Origin of the sequence: Humibacillus xanthopallidus, from assembly GCF_006717145.1 — a bacterium.
GTDB classification, from domain to species: Bacteria; Actinomycetota; Actinomycetes; order Actinomycetales; family Dermatophilaceae; genus Humibacillus; species Humibacillus xanthopallidus.
Genome location: NZ_VFQF01000003.1, coordinates 943,044 through 964,486, shown reverse-complemented (window position 1 = coordinate 964,486; position 21,443 = coordinate 943,044). Strand labels below are relative to the sequence as shown.

Genomic DNA, 21,443 nt, shown 5'->3' with positions numbered 1-21,443 from the left:
CTGACCGATGAGCGCCAGGTCCCGCCTCGCCGAGAGCCTCGACGACCTCAGCGACATCGCCGCCGAGGCCGGGCTCGACCCCGCTGCCGCGCGCGACGAGGGCCTCCGGGTCGCCGCCGCCCTCGCCGAGTCGGTGCCCGGCGCGGCGACGGAGTGGGCCCGCGTGGCGCACCCCGGCGTCACCGACCTCCGCCGGGTCAACGAGGCGTTCTTCGACGCGGCCTCGAGCGCGCGGCGCTGGCGCGGCGCCCCGACCGACCTGCTCGAGGCCCTCGTCGCGTCGCGCAGCGGCCTCGCGGTCGAGTACGCCGAGGCCCTCACTGAGGTCGCCTCGTCGGCGGTCATGCTCGGCACCGCCCCGATCTGGGTCATCGCCAACGCCTCCGTCGCCTCTGCGGCCTACCTCGACGCGGCCCAGGGCGGAGTGCTCCACTCCGCCCCGCTGGGTGGAGGGTTCTCCGGGGGCCTGCTCGACGGCATACGCCCGCTGCCCGCGGGAGCACTCGGGCTGCCCGACGTGCTGCGCCCGAACCTCCCCAGCCTGCTCGACCCTTCACTGGACCCACGGGTGGATCCGCCTGCAGCGCAGGGCGATCCGCCCGCTCCCGGCGCCCAGGCCACCGCTGGCGGCGCCACCCCCGCTCCCGAGCCCGAGAAGCCGGCCGAGCCCGAGAAGTCCGTCGAGGAGCTGCTCGCCGAGCTCGACGCGATGATCGGGCTGGCGCGGGTCAAGAAGGAGATCCACCGCCAGGTCGCGCTGCTGACCGTCGAGAAGATGCGCACCCACGCGGGCCTCAAGGCGCCGCGGATGAGCCGGCACCTGATCTTCGTCGGCAACCCCGGCACCGGAAAGACGACCGTCGCGCGGCTCATCGGCTCCATCTACCGGGCGCTCGAGCTGCTCCCGCAGGGCCAGCTCGTCGAGGTCGACCGCAGCGAGCTCGTCGCCGGCTACGTCGGGCAGACCGCGATGAAGACGGCCGAGGTCTGCGCGCGGGCCACGGGCGGTGTGCTCTTCATCGACGAGGCCTACGCCCTGACCGGCGACCAGTACGCCGAGGAGGCGGTCAACACCCTCGTCAAGGAGATGGAGGACCGCCGCGAGGAGCTCGTCGTCATCGTCGCCGGCTACCCCGACCCGATGGTCCGCTTCATCGGCCAGAACCCCGGCCTGGCAAGCCGGTTCACGACGACGATCGAGTTCGACGACTACACCGACGAGGAGCTGCTCGCCATCCTCGACTCGATCGCGGCCGGCTCCGACTACGAGCTGACGCCCGAGGCGCGCACCCGCGTGGGCCACATCCTCCAGGCCACCCCGCGCACCTCGGCCTTCGGCAACGGCCGCTTCTCGCGCAACCTCTTCGAGCAGGCGGTCGGGCGGCACGCGTGGCGGCTCAAGGACGCCACGGAACCCACCCGCGACGACCTGCGTCTGCTCACTGCCGACGACTTCACGGAGCAGCCCGACGAGCCCGTCGAGACCGAGGTGCTCGAACCGCCCGACGAGTCGGATCCGGTGCCGCTCAGGGCAGACCCTGATAGCCCGGAGCCGGCCGATGGGGCAGGCTCGGACGAGCAGACCGCCACGAGCGAGGACACGCGATGACGAGCGCACCGACGAGCCGACCGACGACGAACATCCCCGTCGCGATCCCCGCAGGCGCGCCGTCGGGCGCCCCGGCCCCCGGCACCGGTCCGCGCACGATCGCGGGCAGCATCCCGGGTGCCCGCTCGATCGCCTCGCGCCTGCTGCACGGCACCCCGGGCCGGATGCGCCTCTACATGGCCCTCGGCGTCGTCGCGGCCATCGTGCTCGGAGCCGTCAGCGCCAACGCGCTGCTCTCGTCGCAGGCCGCCGTCGAGCGGGCCGCCAACAACACCGCGCAGGTCGTGCGGGCCCAGTCGATCCACGTCGACCTGCTGCGTGCCGACGCCGTCGCGACCAACGCCTTCCTCATCGGCGGGCTCGAGACGCCGGAGTCTCGCACGCGCTACCAGGACGCCATGTCGCGCGTCGCGACCGGCGTCGCCGAGGCCGCGGCCGCCCAGCCCGCCGACGGCGCCGCCCTCGGCGCCCTCTCGCAGCAGGTGCAGACGTATGCCGCCCTCGTCGAGCAGGCCCGCACCAACAACCGCCTCGGTCTGCCCGTCGGTGCGCAGTACCTCACGCAGGCGAGCGCCGGACTGCGGGCAGACGCCATCCCCATCATCGACGCGGTCGTCGCGGCCAACGAGCAGCGGGCCCGCGACGAGTTCGACCGGAGCAACTCGAGCCTCCAGCTCGCGGTCGGGCTGCTCGCCCTCATCGGGATCGTCGCGATCGCCGTCTGGCTCGCCAGGCGCACGCACCGCTACCTCAACGGGCGCCTGACCGGTGCCATCGTGCTGCTCCTCGTCGCCCTCGTCTTCACCCTCGTGCAGGTGGCCGGGGTCGGGTCGGCCACGCGAGCCGTCGCCGACGGGGACTTCGGGCAGACGGTGACGCTGGCCGAGGCGACGACGAGCGCCAACGACGCCCGAGCCAACGAGAGCCTCACCCTCATCCGACGCGGCTCGGGCCAGGCCAACGAGAAGTCGTGGCAGGCCGACGACACCGCTGTGCGTGCTGCGCTCGCCGAGGTCACAGATTCGTCGCCCCTGACTTCGCAGTGGAGCGACTACGCCACGGTGCACGCAGAGGTGCGCCAGCTCGACGATAACGGTCAGTGGGACAAGGCGGTCGCGATGTCGACCGACCCCAGCATGAAGGGGTCCGACGGCACCTTCACGGCTTTCGACACCGCCGTGACCCAGGCGCGCGACGCAGCCGGCAAGGCCGCCGTCGAGCGCCTCGACGGCCTGGCGCGCACGGCACCGATCGCGGCCCTCGCCGTCGCCCTGGCAGCCCTGCTGGCCGCCTGGCTCGTCGTGCGTGGCATCGGACAGCGGATCGAGGAGTACCGATGAGCACCCGTCACGCCGGCACGGCCATTTCCACGGACAGGGCCAAGCGCCCGCCCCTTGCCAGGCCGCGCCACCGCGCACGCCTCCGCCTCGCGGGCGTCCTCGCTGCTCTGTGCGTCAGCGCGCTGGGCGCCTGCTCGAGCGTCACCTACGAGCCCACGGCACTGCCCACCAAGGTGACGCCGAAGCCGAGCCCGTCGACGTCCGGCACCCCCGCGCCGGCCTGCTCCAACGCGACCCAGTCCTACGACCCGCTCGGCAGCATCCCCACCCGGAGCGAGATCAGCGACGCGAAGGTCAACAAGATCCTCAAGCGCGGCTACCTCATCGTCGGGGTCTCCGCCGACACCTACCTCTTCGGCGCCCGCGACCCCTTCACGTCCCAGATCACCGGCTTCGACATCGACATGGCCAAGGCCGTCGCGACGAGCCTCTTCGGCAGCCCCAAGCTCCAGCCGCGTGTCATCACCGCCGCCGAGCGATTTCCGCTGCTTCAGGACGGCTCGCTCGACATGGTCGCCCGCAACATGACGATGACGTGCGACCGGTGGACGAAGATCGGCTTCTCCGCCGAGTACTACCGCGCCGGCCAGAAGGTGCTCATCTCCAAGAGCCTCCTCAAGACGAACAAGGATGCGGCGTCGTGGGGTCTCGCCGACCTCACGGGCAAGCGCGTCTGCGCCCCGACCGGCACGACGTCGCTGACCAAGCTGCAGAGCGTCGAGGGCCCGATCCCCGTCACGGCCTCGAACCACACCGGGTGCCTCGTCCTGCTCCAGCAGGGCAAGGTCGACGCCATCACCGGCGACGACATCGTGCTCGCCGGGCTGGCTGCCCAGGACCCCAACACGCTCATCACGAGCGCCAAGGCGATCACCGTCGAGCCCTACGGTCTCGGCTTCAACAAGGACGACGTCTACCTCATCCGCTACGTCAACCGGGCGCTCGCCGACCTCGTCGCCGACGGGCAGTGGAAGGCGATCTACAACCGCTGGCTCGCCGAGCGGATCGGCCCGGCCCCCGCTCCCCCGACCCCCGTCTACGGGCGCTGATGACGGCCGCCCCCCAGAGCACTCCCGACCAGCCCGGCGTCGCAGCCCCGACGGCGCCCGGCGCGCTCGGCGTGCCCGTCCAGGCGGGCGAGGCGCAGACCTATCTCAACGCCCTGCGGCTCTGGGTCGCCCAGCGCCGGGCCGACCTCGGTGAGGTCGACCGTGCACTGCTGCGCCTCTCGCCGGCCGAGCAGTCGTCGATCACGACCGACCTCACCGTCGCCCTGACCTTCTGGAAGGCGGTCAGCGACCGCCTGACGCTCCTCGAGACGACCTTCGACGGCGGCCGGGTCGGCCCCAAGGAGGCCGAGCGGCTCTCGACCCTCATCCACGGCCGGCTCGACTCGAACACCTCCGAGCACCTCTCGCTCCCCTCGAGCGGGTCGCTCGCGGTGAGCCTGCCCGAGGCCTGCCGGCTGCTCGACTCCCTGACCCGCACGCTCCAGGCCCGCGCGTCGCTGGCGCCGGGGGCCGCCGAGGCGTCGCAGCGCATCACCGTGGCCCGGGCCGGGGTCGAGCGCATCCGCGACCAGCTGCCGCTCGTGCCACTGGGGACGCAGCGGGACGAGGCCGCCGACAAGCTCGCGCGCCTCGACCGGCGCATCGAGGACCTGCTCTCGCGGGCCCGGCGCGGCGCCGACGTCGGCGGGGTCATCGGGCCCCTCGAGATCGACATCGCCGTGCTCGAGCGCGACCTCATCGTCGCGGCCGCCGAGCGTGCCTCGGCCGCCCGCAGCCGGGTGCGCACCCAGCAGCAGATCGAGGAGCTCGACGCACGTGCCGCCGCGATCCGCGCCCTCGAGCGCGCCTGCGTCGAGGCGATCACGCCCGCGCCCCACCTCGCCATCCCCAACGTGCGCGCGCTGGGACCGGTGCCGCAGGCGGCAGCCGAGCTCGCGGCATACCGCGACCGGCTCGAAAGGGTGTCGCGGGCGCTCGACCTCGCCCATGAGCGGTATGCCGCCGGGCTGGCCGAGCGCGACGAGGTCGTCGGGCTCGCGGGCGCGCTGTCGGCGATGGCCGCGTCGGCGCGCGTGCCTGCCGAGCTGGAGCCCGACCTCACCGACCTGCGCCGCAGGCTCGACCAGACGCTCGCGCAGGCACCCCTGCCTCTCGTGCGGGCCCGCGCCCTCGCGGCCGCCTACCAGTCCTATCTCGACGTCGCCACGCGTTCCACGCCCCGCCCCCAGAAGGGTCGCCCATGAAGTGCACCCAGCCCGGCTGCTCCGGCACCATCGTCGACGGCTACTGCGACGTCTGCGGCATGGCCGCCAGCACCGCGTCGACCGGCACGGCGGCGAGCGCCGCTTTCGCCGGACCGGCAGCGACCGCCGACCCGCCGTCGATCGCCACGGCAGCCCACCCCGCCGCCCGCGTGACGGCAGGGCCGAGCATCCCCGAGGGCGGCGCGTGCCTCCAGCCCGGCTGCACCGGCACGATCGACGCCGGCTACTGCAACGTCTGCGGCACCCCGGCCGACCAGCAGGCCCCCGCGGCTCTCGCGACCAACGGATCGGCCGGCGACCCGGGCGACGCGCCCGGAGCCGGGCCGGAGCTCTCCACGCGCTCCTCTGCGTCGAGCAACCTCGCGTCGGCGGCGATGGGCTCCAAGCGCGCCCGTGAGCTCGGCTCGGTCGCGACCCGCCGCACCGGCGGCTCGCAGCGACTGCGCTCCGCCCGCCTCGGCGGTGGCATCACGACCGTGCGCCCCGCCCCCGAGATCGACGCCGCCAAGGCGCTGCTCGCCAACCCGTCGGTCCCGGAGAACAAGCGCTTCTGCCCCAAGTGCGGCGAGCCGGTCGGGCGCGGGCGCGACGGCAAGCCCGGGCGCTCGACGGGCTTCTGCGCCAAGTGCCGCTTCCCGTTCTCGTTCGACCCGAAGCTGCAGCCGGGCGAGCTCGTCGCCGGGCAGTACGAGGTCGCGGGGTGCCTCGCGCACGGCGGCCTCGGCTGGATCTACCTCGCCCGCGACAAGAACGTCTCCGACCGCTGGGTCGTCCTCAAGGGCCTGCTCAACTCGGCCGACCCCGACGCGCTCGCGGCTGCGATCGCCGAGCAGCGCTTCCTCGCCCAGGTGAGCCACCCGAGCATCGTCGAGATCTACAACTTCGTCACCCACGACGACGCGGGCTACATCGTCATGGAGTACGTCGGCGGCACCTCGCTCAAGTCGATCCTCAAGCAGCGGATGCAGCACACCGGCCGCTACGACCCGCTGCCCGTCGACCAGGCGCTCGCGTACATCCTCGAGATCCTGCCCGCCTTCCAGTACCTCCACGACCTCGGACTCGTCTACTGCGACTTCAAGCCCGACAACATCATCCAGGTCGGCGACGAGGTCAAGCTCATCGACCTCGGTGGCGTGCGGCGCAGCGACGACGACGACTCGGCGATCTTCGGCACGGTCGGCTACCAGGCCCCCGAGGTGGCCGAGCTCGGTGTCTCGGTGGCGTCCGACATCTACACGATCGGGCGCACCCTCGTCGTGCTGACGATGGAGTTCCGCGGCTACCAGACGACCTACCTCAACGTCCTGCCGGCGCAGGACACCGTGCCGGTGTTCCAGCGCTACGACTCCTTCTACAGGCTCGTCGCCAAGGCCTGCGCGCCGAACCGCGACGACCGCTTCGTCTCCGCCGACGAGCTGCGCTCGCAGATGGTCGGCGTGCTGCGCGAGGTCGTCGCCCTCGACCAGGGCTCGGGCGCCGCCGCGACGACCGTCTCCTCGCTCCTGTTCGACGTGCCGACACCGGGCACCGAGCCCGACGACTGGCGCAACCTGCCCTCGCTGCGGCGCGACCCGCACGACGCGATGGTCGGGTGGCTCCAGACCGTCAACGGCACCCCGGCCGAGCGCCTCGAGCGCCTCATGACGCCACCGAAGAACTCGACCGAGGTGCTGCTCGAGCGGGCGCGCACCGCGCTCGACGCCGGCAAGCGCGACATCGCCGAGGCCACCGCGAGCGAGCTGCTCCGCGCCGACCCGTGGGAGTGGCGAGCCGTCTGGATCCAGGGGCTCGCCGCCCTCGAGCGCGGCGACGCCCGCGGCGCCCAGGCGTCGTTCAACGCCGTCTACGGTCAGGTGCCCGGCGAGCTCGCACCCAAGCTCGCCCTCGCCCACGCGTGCGAGAAGGCTGGTGACGAGGCCGTGGCCGAGAACCTCTACATCGCCTGCGCCCGCACCGACGCGACCTACGTGCCGATGGCGGCCTTCGGCCTCGCCCGCATCCGCGCCGCCCGCCGCGACGTCGACGGTGCGGTCGCGGCTTACCGCCTCGTGCCGGCCCAGTCGAGCGCCTTCCGCACGGCGCGAGCGGGTCTCGCCGAGCTGCTGACCCGCTCGAACCGCGGGCTGCCCGACCTCGCCGAGGCGATGCGCACGCTCGAGGACACCTCGCTCACGGCGCGGCGCAAGGCCGAGGTGACGACCCTCATCTACCGCGAGGCCCTCGCGACCGTCGAGTCGAGCGGCAACAAGGCCGACGTGCGCATCGGCGAGCACAAGGCGACGCCGACGAGCCTTCGCCTCGGCCTCGAGGAATCGCTCCGCGAGCTCGCCAAGCGCACCCCCGAGCTCGGCGAGCGAGTGTCGCTCGTCGACGAAGCCAACGCCATCCGACCCTGGAGCCTCTGGTGACCGACACCCCGACGGGCGCGCCTGCGTCCGCCCCGCTGCCCGCCGCCGCCTCCGAGGCGACCCAGCCCGGCGAGCGCAGCTGCCCGGTGTGCGGCGCGGCCAATCCCGCCGAGGCGAGCTTCTGCGAGGCGTGCGGCAACGACCTCAACGCGCCCGGAGCCACGCTGCCCCCGTCCGGGCTGCCGCAGGCGAGCCTCTTCCCGCAGGCGGTCGCCCCCGCCGGTATGCCGTCCGGCGGGCCTTCTCCGGCGGCCGCGGGCGGGCCGGTGGCACAGGCGGGTGCGGCCGGTCAGGCAGGACAGGCCGCTCCTGTCTCGCACGACGGCGCGGGGGCAGCTGCTGACGGACTGGTCGCGGTCGCGACGCCGCAGACCGCCCCGGCGGGCGAGGAGTCGCCGCTCGACGTCGGGTGGACCGGCCCGGTGCCGTCGGCGGCCGTCGGCGGCGCAGACGCGGGCGATGACACGCTGTGCCAGGCCTGCGGGCTCGGCCACATCGTCGACGGCTACTGCGACCACTGTGGCACGCCGCCCCCGGACCCGCGTTTCCACGTCACGGACGCAGCGGCCACCTGGGTCGGTGGCGTCTGCGACATCGGCAAACGGCATACGCGGAACGAGGACGCCATGGCGTTGCGAGCCGCCGAGCCGGCCGGGTCACGCGCGGTGCTCGTCGTCTGTGACGGCGTCTCGATGGCGACGGACTCCCACATCGCATCGCTCGCGGCCGCCCAGGCGGCACGGGGCGTGCTCGACCAGCCGTTCCCCAAGGGCGCCGGAACCCCCGACGCCTGGGCCGCGGCGGCGGGCCGGGCGCTCACCCTCGCGGTCCACGAGGCGAACGCCGCGGTGAGCGTCACCGTCGACGACGACGTGCCCAACCCGCCGTCGTGCACCTTCGCGGCCGCCGTCGTCGAGGACGGCATCATCGTCGCGGGCAACGTCGGCGACAGCCGCGTCTACTGGTTCCCCGACGCCGACGCCGAGCCCGCGGCCCAGCTCGGGCGTGACGACTCCTTCGCCCAGGAGGAGATGACCAACGGCGTGTCGCGGGTCGCGGCGGAGTCGGGCCCGCACGCGCACTCCATCACCCGCTGGCTCGGCAAGGACTCGCCCGACGACCTGACGCCGCACCTGACGACCCTGACCCCGACGAGCGGCTGGCTCATGGTCTGCTCCGACGGCCTGTGGAACTACTGCTCAGAGGCCGAGGACCTGCGGAACCTGTTGCGCGAGAGGGCAGCCCGCGTCGGCGAGGAGCCCGTGGTGCTCGCCCAGTCGCTCGTCGACTTCGCCAACGAGCAGGGGGGCCGCGACAACATCACGGTTGCTCTTGCGAGACTGGCTGGACAAGGATCGAATGACACGCACGGGGCTGCCGAGACGGCCGCCCCCGAGGAAGGGGCTCCGATCAATGGCTGACTTCACCGCTGAGGTGTTCCAGAACGAGTTCCTGCCCGATGGCGGCACCGACCTGCACGCCATCGTCCGCGTGACCTCGACCGGCGCCTCGGCTGCGGGCTCGGGCACGGCTCCGATCGCCCCGGGCTCCGCGGCGGAGGTCATCCTCATCGACACGTCCGGCTCGATGGGCCGGCGCGGGGTCCAGGCCGCCGGCGAGGCGGCCAAGGCGGCGCTCGCCGAGATCACCGACGGCACGCTCTTCTCGATCGTCTCGGGCAACGGCACCGCGCAGATCATCTACCCCTACAGCCACCAGGGCGCGCTCGTGCCGATGTCGTCGCACACGCGCGGCGAGGCCACGCGCGCGATCGAGGGGCTGCGTGCCCAAGGCGGCACGGCGATGGGCACGTGGCTGACGCTGGCGCGCCAGATCTTCGCGACGGTCCCACACGTGACGAAGCGGCACGCGATCCTGCTCACCGACGGCGTCAACGAGGGCGAGACGCCGCAGTCGCTGGCCGCCGCGGTGCAGAGCTGCATCGGCGTCTTCCAGTGCGACTGCCGCGGTGTCGGCGATCAGTGGCGGGTCGAGGAGGTGCGCGGCATCGCGTCGGCGCTGCTCGGCACCGTCGACCTCATCCCGGCGCCGGAGGAGATGGCGGCGGAGTTCGAGGCGATGATGCGCGCATCGATGGCACGCGGCGTCGCGAACGCCGAGCTGCGCGTCTGGGTGCCGCAGGGCGCCGAGCTGCTCTTCGTCAAGCAGGTGTCACCGACCCTCGAGGACCTCTCGAGCCGGCGCACCGAGGTCAACCCGCTGACCGGGGCCTACCCGACCGGCGCCTGGTCCGACGAGAGCCGCGACTACCACGTCGCCGTGCGCCTGCCCGCCCGCACGCTGGGGCAGGAGCAGCTGGCGGCGCGGGTGCAGATCACGCTCGGCGGCGAGCCGGTCACGCAGGCTCTCGTCAAGGCCCGGTGGAGCAACGACGAGGCCCTGACGACGCGCATCGATCCCGCGGTGGCCGCCTACACCGGGCAGGCCGAGCTCGCGCAGATGATCCAGGACGGCCTCGCCGCCAAGGCGTCCGGCCAGGACGAGGTCGCGACGGCCAAGCTGGGCCGCGCGGTCCAGCTCGCGAGCGCCACCGGCAACGAGGAGATGACGACGCGCCTGCGCAAGGTCGTCGAGATCGACGACGCTGACACCGGCACGGTGCGCCTCAAGAAGGGGGTCACCAAGATCGACGAGATGTCGCTCGACACGGCCTCGACGAAGACGAGCCGGGTGCGCCGGTGAGTGCGGTCTGCCCCAACGGGCACACGTCGGAGTCCGAGGACTACTGCGACACCTGTGGCTCCCCCATCGACCTGTCGGCGCAGCCCGCTGCGTCGCCCGTCGGGGTGTCTGGGACGGCTGGGACGTCTGGGACGGCTGGACCGGCGGTGCCGTCCGGCTCCGCGACCGCGTCCGGGGCTGCGGCCGGCTCTCCGTCCGGGTCATCGCTCGACCTCGAGCCGCCGCCCGGCTCCGGGGCTGCTGGTGGGGCTGCCGGTGCGGCCGAGGGTGGCGGCGGCGCCGCGGGTGCGGCCGCCGGGCCCACGACCCTCGAGTGCCCCAACTGCCACACCGAGAACGCCGACGGCGCCCTCTTCTGCGAGGCCTGCGGCTACGACTTCACGACCGGCGCGATGCCGCGCGACCCCTCGGCTCCGAGCGACGAGGGCGAGGCGTCCGACGGTGCGGGTGCGTCGGGGTCGGCGGGCGCGGCGGGTGCGGCCGGCGGCGGAGGGCCGTCGACCACCTTCGAGTGGCTGGCCGAGGTCTGGATCGACCCGGACTGGTACAAGACCCAGGAGGCCGAGGACCCCTGCCCCTCCCCGGGCCTGCCGGTCATCGTGCCCCTGCGCAGCAAGAGCGTCCTGCTCGGCCGCGTCTCGACGAGCCGCAACACCCACCCCGAGCTCGACCTGTCGTCCGACCCCGGCGTCAGCCGCCGTCACGCCCAGCTCACGACCGACGGCTCGCGCTGGTTCGTCGAGGACCTCGGCTCGTCCAACGGCACCTATGTCGCCCCCGCGGCGGGACCGCTGCCCGAGAAGGCGATCGCCGTCGGGCCGCGCACCGAGCTGAGCGACGACGACCGGCTCTACGTCGGGGCGTGGACCCGCATCGTCGTGCGCAAGGCGACCCCTGACGAGGTCGAGGCCTACGCCTGAGCCCGCTCCGGTTTGACGCTCGCCGGCACCTACGGATGGCTGGGCCTTTGGGCGGCGGGTGGTCGGGAGCGGCGTGGAGCGTCGGCGCCTGTCCCAGCCCATCGTTTCCTGCCGTATGCCGTTGGCGCCGCCGATGCCGCTCCCGATCACCCGGCGCCCTCCCGAACACCCTCCCCAACGCACGGCACCCGCTCAACGGCATACGGACCGCCACGACCACGGGTGTTGGTGCTCGGCTGAGCATGCGGTGGGTCAGGGGTGACAAGTCGTGGCGGTCCGTCGGTTCGCTGCACCTCGATGATCACAACTTGAACTCCACCTGAAGCCTGACGACAGGGTCGGGCAGCGCCCCCTAGGGTGACGGGTGTGAGCGAACGGCCGCCCCTCCACACCGCCGTCGACCTCCCCCAGATCATCGTCGTCACCGGCGTCATGGCAGCGGGCAAGTCGACGGTCTCCCAGCTGCTCGCCGAGCGGTTCTCGCGTGCCGTGCACCTGCGCGGCGACGAGTTCCGGCGGGTGGTCGTGCGCGGACGCGTCGACATGTCGCCCTACGGCGACCCGGAGGCCGAGCGCCAGCTCGCCCTGCGCCACACGATCACGGCACACTCTGCCAACCTCTATGCCGAGGCCGGCTTCACGGTCGTCGTTCAGGACCTCTTCGTCGGTGCGACGCTCCAGCCCTTCCTCGACCAGCTGCGCGCGCGTCCCCTCAGCCTCGTCATGCTCGCCCCCGATGTCGGAACCGTCATGCAGCGCGAGGCCGAGCGCGTCAAGGTCGGCTACGGCGACCTGTGGTCGATCCGCGACTTCGACCACAAGGTGCGCACCGAGACGCCCCACATCGGCCTGTGGCTCGACAGCTCGCAGCAGACACCCGACGAGACCGTCGAGGAGATCGTCGCGCGGCTCGCCGAGGCGAGGATCGCCTGACCGTGGCACACGGCACGACCTTGCACCCCACCCTCAGCATCGGGCAGGTCGCCGAGCGCACGGGCGTCGCGACGTCGGCCCTGCGCTACTGGGAGGAGCTCGGCCTCATCACCTCGGATCGCACGACCGGCAACCAGCGCCGCTACGACCGCGCCACCATCCGCCGGGTGTCGTTCATCCGCGCGGCCCAACGCGTCGGCCTGTCCCTCGACGAGATCGCCACGGCCCTCGCGAGGCTCCCGCAGTCACGCACGCCGACGGCCGGCGACTGGGCACGGCTCTCGCGATCCTGGCGGCGTCGCCTCGACGAGCAGATCCACAGCATCGAGCGGCTACGCGACCAGCTCGACTCGTGCATCGGGTGCGGCTGCCTCAGCCTGCGCACCTGCGCCCTCAGCAACCCCGACGACACCCTAGCCGCGCGCGGGCCGGGCCCCGTCCTCCTCGAGCCCTGAGCGGCTCTCTTACCGACCTCCCACCGACTTCCCACCGACGCCGTATGCCGCGTGGCCCGAAGTGTCCTGATTGGTCGAACCTGCCCCGCCCGGCTCGGGAGAGGAGGAGCATGAGACCCACACCGTTGGGGGCGGGGCGATGGGGTTCTACAGGGGAGGGGCGATGGCTGGACACCGCGTACCGGTCGGGCGGCGAGTCCTCCACCGGGCAGCCGCATCGCTCCTGCTCGCGGTGCTGTGGTTCGCGTGGACCCCGGTACGCGGGGCCAGCGCCTCGGCTGCGGACGCCACCGGGGTGGCGTGCGCCGTCGCGCAGGTCTTGGTCGAGGACGGGCTCCCTCAACGAGCCCTGCGGGTCATAGCCCAGGCACGGCTGACACCACCTCTCGACGGTTCGGCGTGTGCAGAGGCCTTCGCCAAGGCCAATGCGGCGGTCCAGGCCTCGCTCGCGAAGTCCGCTGCGGCCAAGAAGTCGCTCGACAAGGGCAAGTACGAAGCTGCCAAGGCAACCGCCACCGAGGCGCTGGCCAGCGACCGCGAGAACACCGCTGCGACAACCGTGCACACCTCCGCGCAGGCGGCGATCGACGGTCACCTGGGCGAGTCGGGGCCTCAGACACTGCTCGACCAGTGGGACTCCTTCTTCGAGAGCCAGCTGAAGCCGCTGGCCGCCCTGCTGGTCCCGTTCCTCGGCGTCCTCGCGGTCCTGCTGGTGCTCGCCCGGCTCCTCGTCCTGGCTCCGCGTCGGTGGAGGCCGTTGGATGACCTGTCCGCGCGCTCCACGCGAGGCTGGGTTCTCGTGACCGGGCTGGCGGGGTTGCTGACGGGCGCAGGCCTTCTCTCGATCAGCCTGTCCGATGTGGCCGAGCTGCCGCTGACGCCGGTGGACGGTGGAGTCGTCTTCGGCCTCGCGATTGTCGTTGGCGCGCTCGCCGTCTTCATCGCCGGCCCGATGCTCCGAGACCCACGAGGTGCCGACGATGAGGCGAGACGATTCCCTTCGCTACCCGTGCTCATCGGCGCCGGGGCAGTGCTCGTGGCTGCCGCCGCGGTCGCCCTGGTCCTCACCGCCACGACCGGGACGCAGCTGTCGGCCGAAGGTGACGCTGCGGGAGTCCTCGCGGTAGGCATCCTCACGTCGTGCCTCGGCGCGACCCTGCTCGCGTGGTGGCTGGCGACGCGGATCAGGCTGACGGTCTCCGTGACCGGACCGGAGGACAAGGCAAGTGCTGCCGACGTGGGCGCTGTCGTCGCGCTGCTCGGTGAGCTCGGCGCGGAGAAGCCACAAGGCCTCGAGGTGCCACGGGGGGCCGATGTCACCGCCCTCGAGGGTGCCTTCGCCGACCTCCCCGACAACGCGGTGCTCAAGGCCCTGAAGTCCTTCATTCGCGGCGTCTCAGGGGTGACCCCGTGGTCGGTGGCACTCGAGGGCCCTGCCGAGCAACGGGCGATCTCGATCTCTCGCAACGGTCGCTCCGTCCGATCCGCGCTCATCTGCCCCGACCAGATCCTTCCACCTGCTCCGCGGGAGGACGCCGGCGGCCAGCCGGCCAAGGCCGCGGCATCCGCGAGCAGCACCGGCAGCGTTGCCGCGCAGGTCGGTCCAGATCCGGGCATCACCTTCTCCGCATCGTTCGTCCTCGCGACGCTGGCACGCGACCACCCGAGCATGGCGCAGGGGCTCGCAGGTGCGACGGACTGGCGCAGCATCGGCCTGCAGTTCCTCGGAACCGTTCCCGGTCTACCGATCGAGCAGAAGCGGGCCCGGCTGGCGCTGGCGGTCGACGCCGACCCGGCCAACCTCTCGGCGGCGCTCGCCTACCGCCACGCACTCGACCGCAGCTCGACGTCCTACGACGACCTCGTTGCGTACCGCGACTGGTTGCTCCGCTTCGACGAGACCCTTGCAGACGCCGAAGGCACCTCCCACCTGGGCCTGCGCCTCCGCGCGAGGTACACCCGGGCGGTCATCGCACTCAATGCGGTGTATGCACCTGATGGTGCATTAGGGGCGGCCCGGACGCTTGCCCAGGAGTTGGTGCGCAGCGCGCTGGACTCGCTTGAGAACCTCCAGACCGAGACCACGACGGATGCCGATCTGCAGGGTTTGAACAAGCAGTTCGCCCATGATGTGACAGGCATCCGCTACCTCGTCGGCCTCGATGCCGAACGCCCCGAGCCCACAAGTCTCTTCGGGATGTACAACCTCGCCTGCACCTTGGCCTCCCGCAATGACGTCGTCTGGACACCCACCGTGGTCAACCTGGATGACGACGAGGACGCGGTCGTCCTCCTGCGACGCGCCAGCGGAATGCCGGATCTGCGGGACTGGATGAACGACGACCCACAGCTTGATGCCTTCCGGAAGCGTGAGGGCTACCGCCGCGCCTTCCTCAAGGCTCCCCGGACCGACCTATTGGCGGTGGAACCGCTGTCCACCTTCGCCGCTGCCCTCAAGGCCAACGGTCTGGTGCAACCGCGCATCATCGCGTCCACGGACCGGCGGGAGCTGGCTCTCGTGCTCGGGACCACGACGGGCGTCGCAGACCACCTCGTCGACGTGTGCACGCTCCACGAGAGCCTGCAGACCACGCTGCTCGTGCCCGGGGACCCCGACGCACCGGCCAGCCGGCCACTCGCCCGGTGGGCGGTGGAGATAGTGGCCGAGCTCGAGAAGCGCGGGCTTGCGTCGACACCCGCCCTGCGCCGCTGCACGTCCGAGGAGCAGGAGGATGTGGCGTCCACAGTGGCAGAAGCCGTCCTGCTCCGGTGCTCGCCGACAAAGGACGACGACGTCGCCGCGCTGGACCTGAACCTGCCCACCTACCTGCAGGAGTGGATCGTCCTCGTCACGGCGATCGCATGACTTCCCCCCGTCGGCCAACTCGGCACGTCGGGCCTGACCAACCCCGCCTCGACGGGCACGTGGTCGTCGTCACCGGCGGCAGCACGGGGCTCGGCTACTTCACGTCCGAGCACCTCGCCCGGCTCGGCGCGTCAGTCATCATCGCGGCGCGCGACGCCGACCGCGCGGAGAGCGCGAGGCGCAGCATCGAGCTGCACGTCCCGGGCGCGCAGGTCCAGCACGTGCCCCTCGACCTCGCGCACCTCGACTCGGTGCACGATGCCGGAGAGCGGCTGGCCGCCCTGCCGCGCATCGACGCCCTCGTCGCCAACGCCGCCGTCGTCGCACTCCCCGACTGGTCGAAGCCGAGGGCGGAGCGGGGTCACCGCGCACTGACGACCGCCGACGGCCTCGAGCTGCACTGGGGCACCAACCATCTCGGCCACTTCGCCCTCATCGCTCACCTGCTGCCCGCCCTGATCGCATCGGGCGGCCGGGTCGTCCATGTCGGGAGCGTCATCCACTCGCGCGTGCGCCAGCCGGCCGACTCCGTACCCCGACCGGACGAGGCGCAGTCCGACCTTGCGAAGTACGCCCGCTCCAAGCTCGCCGTCATGACGTTCGGCTTCGAGCTCGCTCGCCGCCTCGAGGCTCAGCGCAGTAGGAGTGCACAGCGCGCGAGCTCGGTCGTCGCCCACCCCGGCACGGCCGTCGACACGCTGTCGCCGGCCCGCGCGATCGCGGTGAACCAGCCCGCCGTCAACCCGGTCACGCGCACGCTCGTTCGCTCCTTCGCGCACGGAAAGCACCGTGGCGCAATGCCGCTCGTCACCGCAGCCGCGTCTCCGGAGGCCCGCAACGGTGACTACTGGGGCCCGTCGGGCTGGCAGCAGCTGCGGGGTCGGCCCGCCCGGCTCAGCCCGCACGCCGCTGCGCTGGACGCCGAGGTCGCCGGCCGGCTCATCACGCGGTCAGAGGAGCTGGCGGGCATCCGTCTGCCCCTCTGACCGCAGCGCTTTCCGAGGCGCGCCCGGGTCAGGGCGCGCGGTCCGCGGGGTCGGCGGGCACCGCGGCGTCAGGGGCCGGCGCGCCCGAGCCGCCGGTCGGGCCAGGCGCCCCACCACCGACTCCAGCCATCTCCGGTATGCCGTCCGGCGGGCTCCCAGCACCGTCCTCACGCACCGACGGGGGGCCTCCCGCAGCCGCGCCCTGCACGCCGAACTCCTCGTCGAGGTCAGCTGCAGCGCCGGCGAACTGGGCGGCATACAGCGTCGCGTAAGCGCCTCCGCGGGCGAGCAGCTCGGCGTGCGAGCCCTGCTCGACGATGCGGCCCTCCTCCATGACGAGGATGAGGTCGGCGTCGCGGATGGTCGAGAGGCGGTGCGCGATGACGAAGCTCGTGCGGTCTGACCGGAGCGCCGCCATGGCGTGCTGCACGAGCAGCTCGGTGCGGGTGTCGACCGAGCTCGTCGCCTCGTCGAGGATGAGCAGCGCGGGGTCGGAGAGGAACGCGCGGGCGATGGTGATGAGCTGCTTCTCGCCGGCGGAGATGTTGGACGCCTCGTCGTCGAGCACCGTGTCGTAGCCGTCGGGCAGCGAGTGCACGAAGCGGTCGACGTAGGTGGCCCGGGCGGCCTCGAGCACCTCTGCGTCGGTGGCCCCCGGGCGGCCGTAGGCGATGTTGTCGCGGATCGTCCCGCCGAAGAGCCACGTGTCCTGGAGCACCATGCCGATGCGCGCGCGCAGGTCGTGACGCGTCAGCTCGCGGATGTCGACGCCGTCGAGGGTGATGCGGCCCGAGCTCAGCTCGTAGAACCGCATGATGAGGTTGACGAGCGTCGTCTTGCCGGCACCGGTCGGACCGACGATGGCGACCGTCTGCCCCGGGCTGACCGACAGGTCGAGGTGCTCGATGAGCGGCTTCTCGGGGGTGTAGGAGAAGGACACGTCCTCGAAGGCCACAGCACCGTGGGGGTCCTCGATGCGCGCGGGCTCGGCGACGTCGGCCTCCTGCTCCGGGGCGTCGAGCACCTCGAAGACCCGCTCCGCCGACGCGACACCGGACTGCAGCACGTTCGCCATGGAGGCGACCTGGGTCAGCGGCTGGGTGAACTGGCGGGAGTACTGGATGAAGGCCTGCACGTCGCCGAGGCTCATCGTGCCGCTCGCGACCCGAAGGCCGCCGACCACGGCGATGGCGACGTAGTTGAGGTTCCCGACGAACATCATGACCGGCATGATGAGGCCGCTGATGAACTGCGCCCCGAACGCGGCTCCGAAGAGCTCGTCGTTCTTGACCTTGAAGTCGTCGGCGGTCTCCTGCTGGCGGCCGTAGACCTTGACGAGGCCGTGACCGGTGAAGGTCTCCTCGACGATGCCGTTGAGCTCACCGGTGTTGCGCCACTGCTGGACGAAGAGCTTCTGAGAGCGCTTCGCGATGAGCGTCGTCACGATGATCGAGATCGGGATGCTGACGAGGGCGATGAGCGCGAGCGACCACGAGATCCAGAACATGATGCCGAGCACGGCGACGACGGTGAGCAGCGAGTTGAGCAGCTGCGAGAGCGTCTGCTGCAGCGACTGCCCGACGTTGTCGATGTCGTTGGTGACCCGGCTGAGGATCTCGCCGCGCGGCTGGTTGTCGAAGTAGGGCAGCGGCAGCCGGTTGAGCTTGGCCTCGACCTCCTGGCGCAGGTCGAACATCGTCTGCTGGAGCACGCCCTGCAGGATCCAGCCCTGGACCCACATGAGGAAGGACGCCGCGACGAAGAGGCTCATGACGAGCAGCAGGACGCTCGCGAGCGCGCTGAAGTCGATGCCCTGCCCCGGCACGAAGTTGACGTTGCTCAGCAGGTCGGCGAGCTGGTCCTGCCCCTTGGCCCGAAGGCCCTCGATGACCTGCGTCTTGCTGGCGCCGGCAGGCATCTGCCCACCGACGACCCCGGCGAAGATGAGGTCGGTGGCGCGGCCGAGGATCTTGGGGCCGATCGAGCTGAGTGCGACACTGACGACGGCGAAGACGAGGACGACGACGACCTTGACGCGGTGCGGCCGCAGCCGCCCGAGCAGTCGCTTGGCCGACGGCCCGAAGTCGAGCGACTTCTCGGCCGGCTGGCCCATCGTCATGTGCGGCGGGCCGCCACGACGGGCCGGGCCGCGACGCGCCTCGGCTGCCTTCTCCTCCGCTGTCTTGACTCCCTCGGACATCAGGCTGCCACCTCCGCGCTGCGCTGCGACTCGACGATCTCCTGGTAGGTCTCACAGGTGTCGAGCAGCTCTTCGTGTGTGCCCTGGCCGACGATGCGGCCGTCCTCGAGCACGATGACGTGGTCGGCGTCGACGATCGTCGAGACCCGCTGGGCGACGATGACGACGGTGCTGTTGGCCGTGGCCGGGCGCAGGGCCCGGCGCAGCCGCGCATCGGTCGACAGGTCGAGCGCCGAGAACGAGTCGTCGAAGAGGTAGATGTCCGGCCGCTTGACGATGGCCCGGGCGATCGCGAGTCGCTGCCGCTGACCGCCGGAGACGTTGGTGCCGCCCTGGGCGATCGGGGCCTCGAGGCCACCCATCGCCTGGACGAACTCCTGCGCCTGCGCGATGCGCAGGGCGTCCCACAGCTCGGCGTCGGTCGCCTCGGAGTCGCCGTAGCGAAGGTTGCTGGCGACGGTGCCGCTGAAGAGGTAGGGCTTCTGCGGCACGAGCCCGATCCGGCTCCACAGGTCGTCGAGCGCGACGTCGCGCACATCGACGCCGCCGACGGAGACGACCCCGCTCGAGGCGTCGAAGAGGCGCGGCACGAGGCCCAGCAGTGTCGTCTTGCCGGCACCGGTCGAGCCGATGATCGCCGTCATGCGTCCCGGCGCGGCCTCGAAGGTCACGTCGTGCAGCACTGCGGACTCGGCGCCGGGGTAGTGGAAGTCGACCGCCGTGAAGGCCAGACCGGCCGCGCCGACGGGCAGTCGCGCGGGGCGGGCCGGCTCGACGACGGTGGTCTCGGTGTCGAGCACCTCCTCGAGACGCCCGGCCGAGACCGACGCGCGGGGGATCATCGTCGCCATGAAGGTCGCCATCATGACGGCCATGAGGATCTGTACGAGGTAGGACAGGAAGGCCGTCAGCTCGCCGATCTGCATGTCACCCGTCGCGATGCGGTGGGCTCCGAACCACATGACGGCGACCGTCGACAGGTTGAAGATGAGCATGACGATCGGGAAGACGAGCGCCATGAGCCGTCCGACCCTCAGGCCGGCGTTCGTCAGCTGACCGTTGGCCTCGGCGAACCGAGCCTCCTCGTGCTCCTCGCGGACGAAGGCCCGCACGACGCGGATGCCGGTGATCTGCTCGCGCATGACCCGGTTCACCCCGTCGAGCGAGGTCTGCATGCGGCCGAACCAGGGCACCATCCGCGAGATGACGAGCCCGACGCAGAGGCCGAGCAGCGGCACGGCGACCGCGACGAGCCACGACAGCCCGACGTCCTCGCGCAGCGCCATGATGATGCCGCCGACCATCATGATCGGCGTCGTGACGAGCAGGGTGAAGGCCATGAACGTCACCATCTGCACCTGGGTGACGTCGTTCGTGTTGCGCGAGATGAGGGTCGGCGCCCCGAAGCGGGTGACCTCCTGCGCCGAGAAGCCCACGACCGTGCCGAAGACGTTGCCACGGATGTCGCGCCCCATCCCCATGGCCACCTTGGCCGCGAGGTAGGTCGCGACGACGGCCGCGGAGATCTGCACGAGGCTGACGGCGAGCATGATCGCGCCGTGGCTGATGATGAAGCCGGTGTCGCCCTTGGCGACCCCTTCGTCGATGATCTGCCCGTTGAGGCTGGGCAGGTAGAGCGAGGCCATCGTGCTGACGAACTGCGCCAGCACGATGAACACGATCTGGCCCTGGTAGGGGCGCAGATGGGTGCGCAGCAACCGCATCAGCATGAGGGCGCCTTTCGTCGGGTGAACGTGAGCGAGGCTAGGGACTCACGTGGGGTGAGGGTCAACTGGTTTGTCGCGCGCGGGCTCGTCATGACGGCCTCCGGTCGCGGGCGTATGCCGTCCGGTCGGGCAGCGGCGTCGCGAGCCCTCGCGGGTCGCCACCGAGCTGCTCGTAGAGCTCCGCGATGCCGAGCCCGGACTCCGCGGTGCGCGGCCGGCAGACGAGACCGAAGAGCACCGTGTCGACGATCTCCTCGGGGCTCAGCACCTGGCCGTCGGCGATGCCGGGGTGGCTGCCGGAGAAGGTGAGCAGGCGCAGCCGGTGCACGAGGTCGGCCGCGGGCACGACGAGGTGGTCCTCGTCGTGGACGAGCAGAGCGTGGATCGAGTCGAGCAGCGGCTGGTGGGCGGCGGCGTGGTCGTCGTCGTGCTGGTCGTCGTGGCCGAGCTCGCTGCGCAGGTGCCGCCCGGCCTCGTAGCAGGCGAGGTGCGGCCCGCGGTTGGGCGGCTCGGTGAGCCCGAGGGCGGCCATGAGGCCGAAGACCTCGGTGAAGCGCGCCTGCATGATGCGGGTGAAGTCGACGAGCCGTTCACGCAGCGAACCCTCGGGGTCGATGGAGGTGATCCGTCGCCGCACCGGCGCGGGGCAGAAGGCCGCCTGCACGGCCTCGCGCTCCAGGGCCTCCTTGGTCGCGAAGACGCGGAAGATCGTGCCCTCCGCGACGCCGGCCTCCTGCGCGATTTCGCTCGTCGTCGGCTTGCGCCCCTCGCGGTGCGCGAGCTCGACGAAGACGTCGACGAGGGCGTCGCGCCGGTCGTCGCGGCTCATGGGGGCGGCCCGGCCGGAGCGTTCGCGGCGCTCCACAGGGTCGGTTCGGGTCGGCACGCCCTCCATCATGAATGAGTGAGCGCTCACTCACAACTCCCTTGTCGAACCAGCCCACCTCACCTCCTCCTCGCCCACCCCCGATTCGAGGTGATCCTGACCCCCACGTCCCTGCCGCCATCACCTCGAATC

15 protein-coding genes are annotated in these 21,443 nt (G+C 71.9%); 12 read left to right on the top strand and 3 right to left on the bottom strand.

The window, feature by feature from the left end; all coding sequences use genetic code 11:
* Positions 1-7: 7 nt before the first annotated feature.
* The 12 genes from FHX52_RS22435 to FHX52_RS22380 all read left to right on the top strand — a co-directional run bounded on the left by FHX52_RS22435 (position 8) and on the right by FHX52_RS22380 (position 16,498).
* Positions 8-1,609 carry an AAA family ATPase gene (locus tag FHX52_RS22435; RefSeq protein WP_141824543.1) on the top strand — a complete coding sequence of 534 codons (1,602 nt, stop codon included), beginning with the start codon at positions 8-10 and terminating at the stop codon, positions 1,607-1,609.
* Positions 1,606-2,949 (top strand): hypothetical protein, encoded by a 1,344-nt coding sequence (locus tag FHX52_RS22430; protein ID WP_141824542.1) that lies wholly within the window; start codon positions 1,606-1,608, stop codon positions 2,947-2,949. The genes FHX52_RS22435 and FHX52_RS22430 overlap by 4 nt, the downstream gene beginning before the upstream one ends.
* The gene (locus tag FHX52_RS22425) at positions 2,946-3,998 is read left to right on the top strand and encodes a glutamate ABC transporter substrate-binding protein (protein ID WP_141824541.1); all 1,053 of its coding nucleotides are present in this window, start codon (positions 2,946-2,948) and stop codon (positions 3,996-3,998) included. The genes FHX52_RS22430 and FHX52_RS22425 overlap by 4 nt, the downstream gene beginning before the upstream one ends.
* Positions 3,998-5,203 carry a coiled-coil domain-containing protein gene (locus tag FHX52_RS22420; protein ID WP_141824540.1) on the top strand — a complete coding sequence of 402 codons (1,206 nt, stop codon included), beginning with the start codon at positions 3,998-4,000 and terminating at the stop codon, positions 5,201-5,203. Before FHX52_RS22425 ends, FHX52_RS22420 begins: the two co-directional genes overlap by 1 nt.
* Positions 5,200-7,635 (top strand): serine/threonine-protein kinase, encoded by a 2,436-nt coding sequence (locus FHX52_RS22415; protein ID WP_141824539.1) that lies wholly within the window; start codon positions 5,200-5,202, stop codon positions 7,633-7,635. Before FHX52_RS22420 ends, FHX52_RS22415 begins: the two co-directional genes overlap by 4 nt.
* Positions 7,632-9,056, top strand: coding sequence for a PP2C family protein-serine/threonine phosphatase (locus tag FHX52_RS22410; RefSeq protein WP_246070334.1), 1,425 nt, complete (start codon positions 7,632-7,634; stop codon positions 9,054-9,056). The genes FHX52_RS22415 and FHX52_RS22410 overlap by 4 nt, the downstream gene beginning before the upstream one ends.
* Positions 9,049-10,338: a vWA domain-containing protein gene (locus FHX52_RS22405; protein ID WP_141824538.1), complete on the top strand. Its 1,290-nt coding sequence runs from the start codon at positions 9,049-9,051 to the stop codon at positions 10,336-10,338. Before FHX52_RS22410 ends, FHX52_RS22405 begins: the two co-directional genes overlap by 8 nt.
* Positions 10,335-11,258 (top strand): FHA domain-containing protein, encoded by a 924-nt coding sequence (locus tag FHX52_RS22400; protein ID WP_141824537.1) that lies wholly within the window; start codon positions 10,335-10,337, stop codon positions 11,256-11,258. Before FHX52_RS22405 ends, FHX52_RS22400 begins: the two co-directional genes overlap by 4 nt.
* A gap of 366 nt (positions 11,259-11,624) precedes the next feature.
* A complete protein-coding gene (locus FHX52_RS22395; RefSeq protein WP_141824536.1) occupies positions 11,625-12,191 on the top strand; it encodes an AAA family ATPase in 567 nt (188 codons plus the stop codon).
* Between the two features lie 2 nt (positions 12,192-12,193).
* Complete coding sequence (gene soxR / locus FHX52_RS22390; protein WP_246070333.1) at positions 12,194-12,646, top strand: redox-sensitive transcriptional activator SoxR; 453 nt, start codon at positions 12,194-12,196, stop codon at positions 12,644-12,646.
* 163 nt (positions 12,647-12,809) lie between these two features.
* Positions 12,810-15,512 (top strand): hypothetical protein, encoded by a 2,703-nt coding sequence (locus FHX52_RS22385; protein WP_141824535.1) that lies wholly within the window; start codon positions 12,810-12,812, stop codon positions 15,510-15,512.
* Positions 15,509-16,498: an SDR family NAD(P)-dependent oxidoreductase gene (locus tag FHX52_RS22380; RefSeq protein ID WP_141824534.1), complete on the top strand. Its 990-nt coding sequence runs from the start codon at positions 15,509-15,511 to the stop codon at positions 16,496-16,498. The genes FHX52_RS22385 and FHX52_RS22380 overlap by 4 nt, the downstream gene beginning before the upstream one ends.
* A 28-nt stretch (positions 16,499-16,526) precedes the next feature.
* Here FHX52_RS22380 and FHX52_RS22375 read toward each other — a convergent pair whose 3' ends face one another.
* The 3 genes from FHX52_RS22375 to FHX52_RS22365 form a co-directional block, all read right to left on the bottom strand.
* Positions 16,527-18,698: an ABC transporter ATP-binding protein gene (locus FHX52_RS22375; RefSeq protein WP_141824533.1), complete on the bottom strand. Its 2,172-nt coding sequence runs from the start codon at positions 18,696-18,698 to the stop codon at positions 16,527-16,529.
* A complete protein-coding gene (locus FHX52_RS22370; protein ID WP_141824532.1) occupies positions 18,698-20,428 on the bottom strand; it encodes an ABC transporter ATP-binding protein in 1,731 nt (576 codons plus the stop codon). The genes FHX52_RS22375 and FHX52_RS22370 overlap by 1 nt, the downstream gene beginning before the upstream one ends.
* Positions 20,429-20,513: 85 nt before the next feature.
* Positions 20,514-21,341 (bottom strand): TetR/AcrR family transcriptional regulator, encoded by an 828-nt coding sequence (locus FHX52_RS22365; protein WP_246070332.1) that lies wholly within the window; start codon positions 21,339-21,341, stop codon positions 20,514-20,516.
* Positions 21,342-21,443: the final 102 nt, after the last annotated feature.

What these genes read in the sequence shown, in the direction of transcription:
- FHX52_RS22380 (WP_141824534.1), top strand. Translation starts at nt 15,509, where the DNA reads ATGACTTCCCCCCGTCGGCCAACTCGGCACGTCGGGCCTGACCAACCC.
- FHX52_RS22375 (WP_141824533.1), bottom strand. Translation starts at nt 18,698, where the DNA reads ATGTCCGAGGGAGTCAAGACAGCGGAGGAGAAGGCAGCCGAGGCGCGT.
- FHX52_RS22415 (WP_141824539.1), top strand. Translation starts at nt 5,200, where the DNA reads ATGAAGTGCACCCAGCCCGGCTGCTCCGGCACCATCGTCGACGGCTAC.
- FHX52_RS22430 (WP_141824542.1), top strand. Translation starts at nt 1,606, where the DNA reads ATGACGAGCGCACCGACGAGCCGACCGACGACGAACATCCCCGTCGCG.
- FHX52_RS22370 (WP_141824532.1), bottom strand. Translation starts at nt 20,428, where the DNA reads ATGCTGATGCGGTTGCTGCGCACCCATCTGCGCCCCTACCAGGGCCAG.
- FHX52_RS22435 (WP_141824543.1), top strand. Translation starts at nt 8, where the DNA reads ATGAGCGCCAGGTCCCGCCTCGCCGAGAGCCTCGACGACCTCAGCGAC.
- FHX52_RS22405 (WP_141824538.1), top strand. Translation starts at nt 9,049, where the DNA reads ATGGCTGACTTCACCGCTGAGGTGTTCCAGAACGAGTTCCTGCCCGAT.
- FHX52_RS22385 (WP_141824535.1), top strand. Translation starts at nt 12,810, where the DNA reads ATGGCTGGACACCGCGTACCGGTCGGGCGGCGAGTCCTCCACCGGGCA.
- FHX52_RS22425 (WP_141824541.1), top strand. Translation starts at nt 2,946, where the DNA reads ATGAGCACCCGTCACGCCGGCACGGCCATTTCCACGGACAGGGCCAAG.
- FHX52_RS22420 (WP_141824540.1), top strand. Translation starts at nt 3,998, where the DNA reads ATGACGGCCGCCCCCCAGAGCACTCCCGACCAGCCCGGCGTCGCAGCC.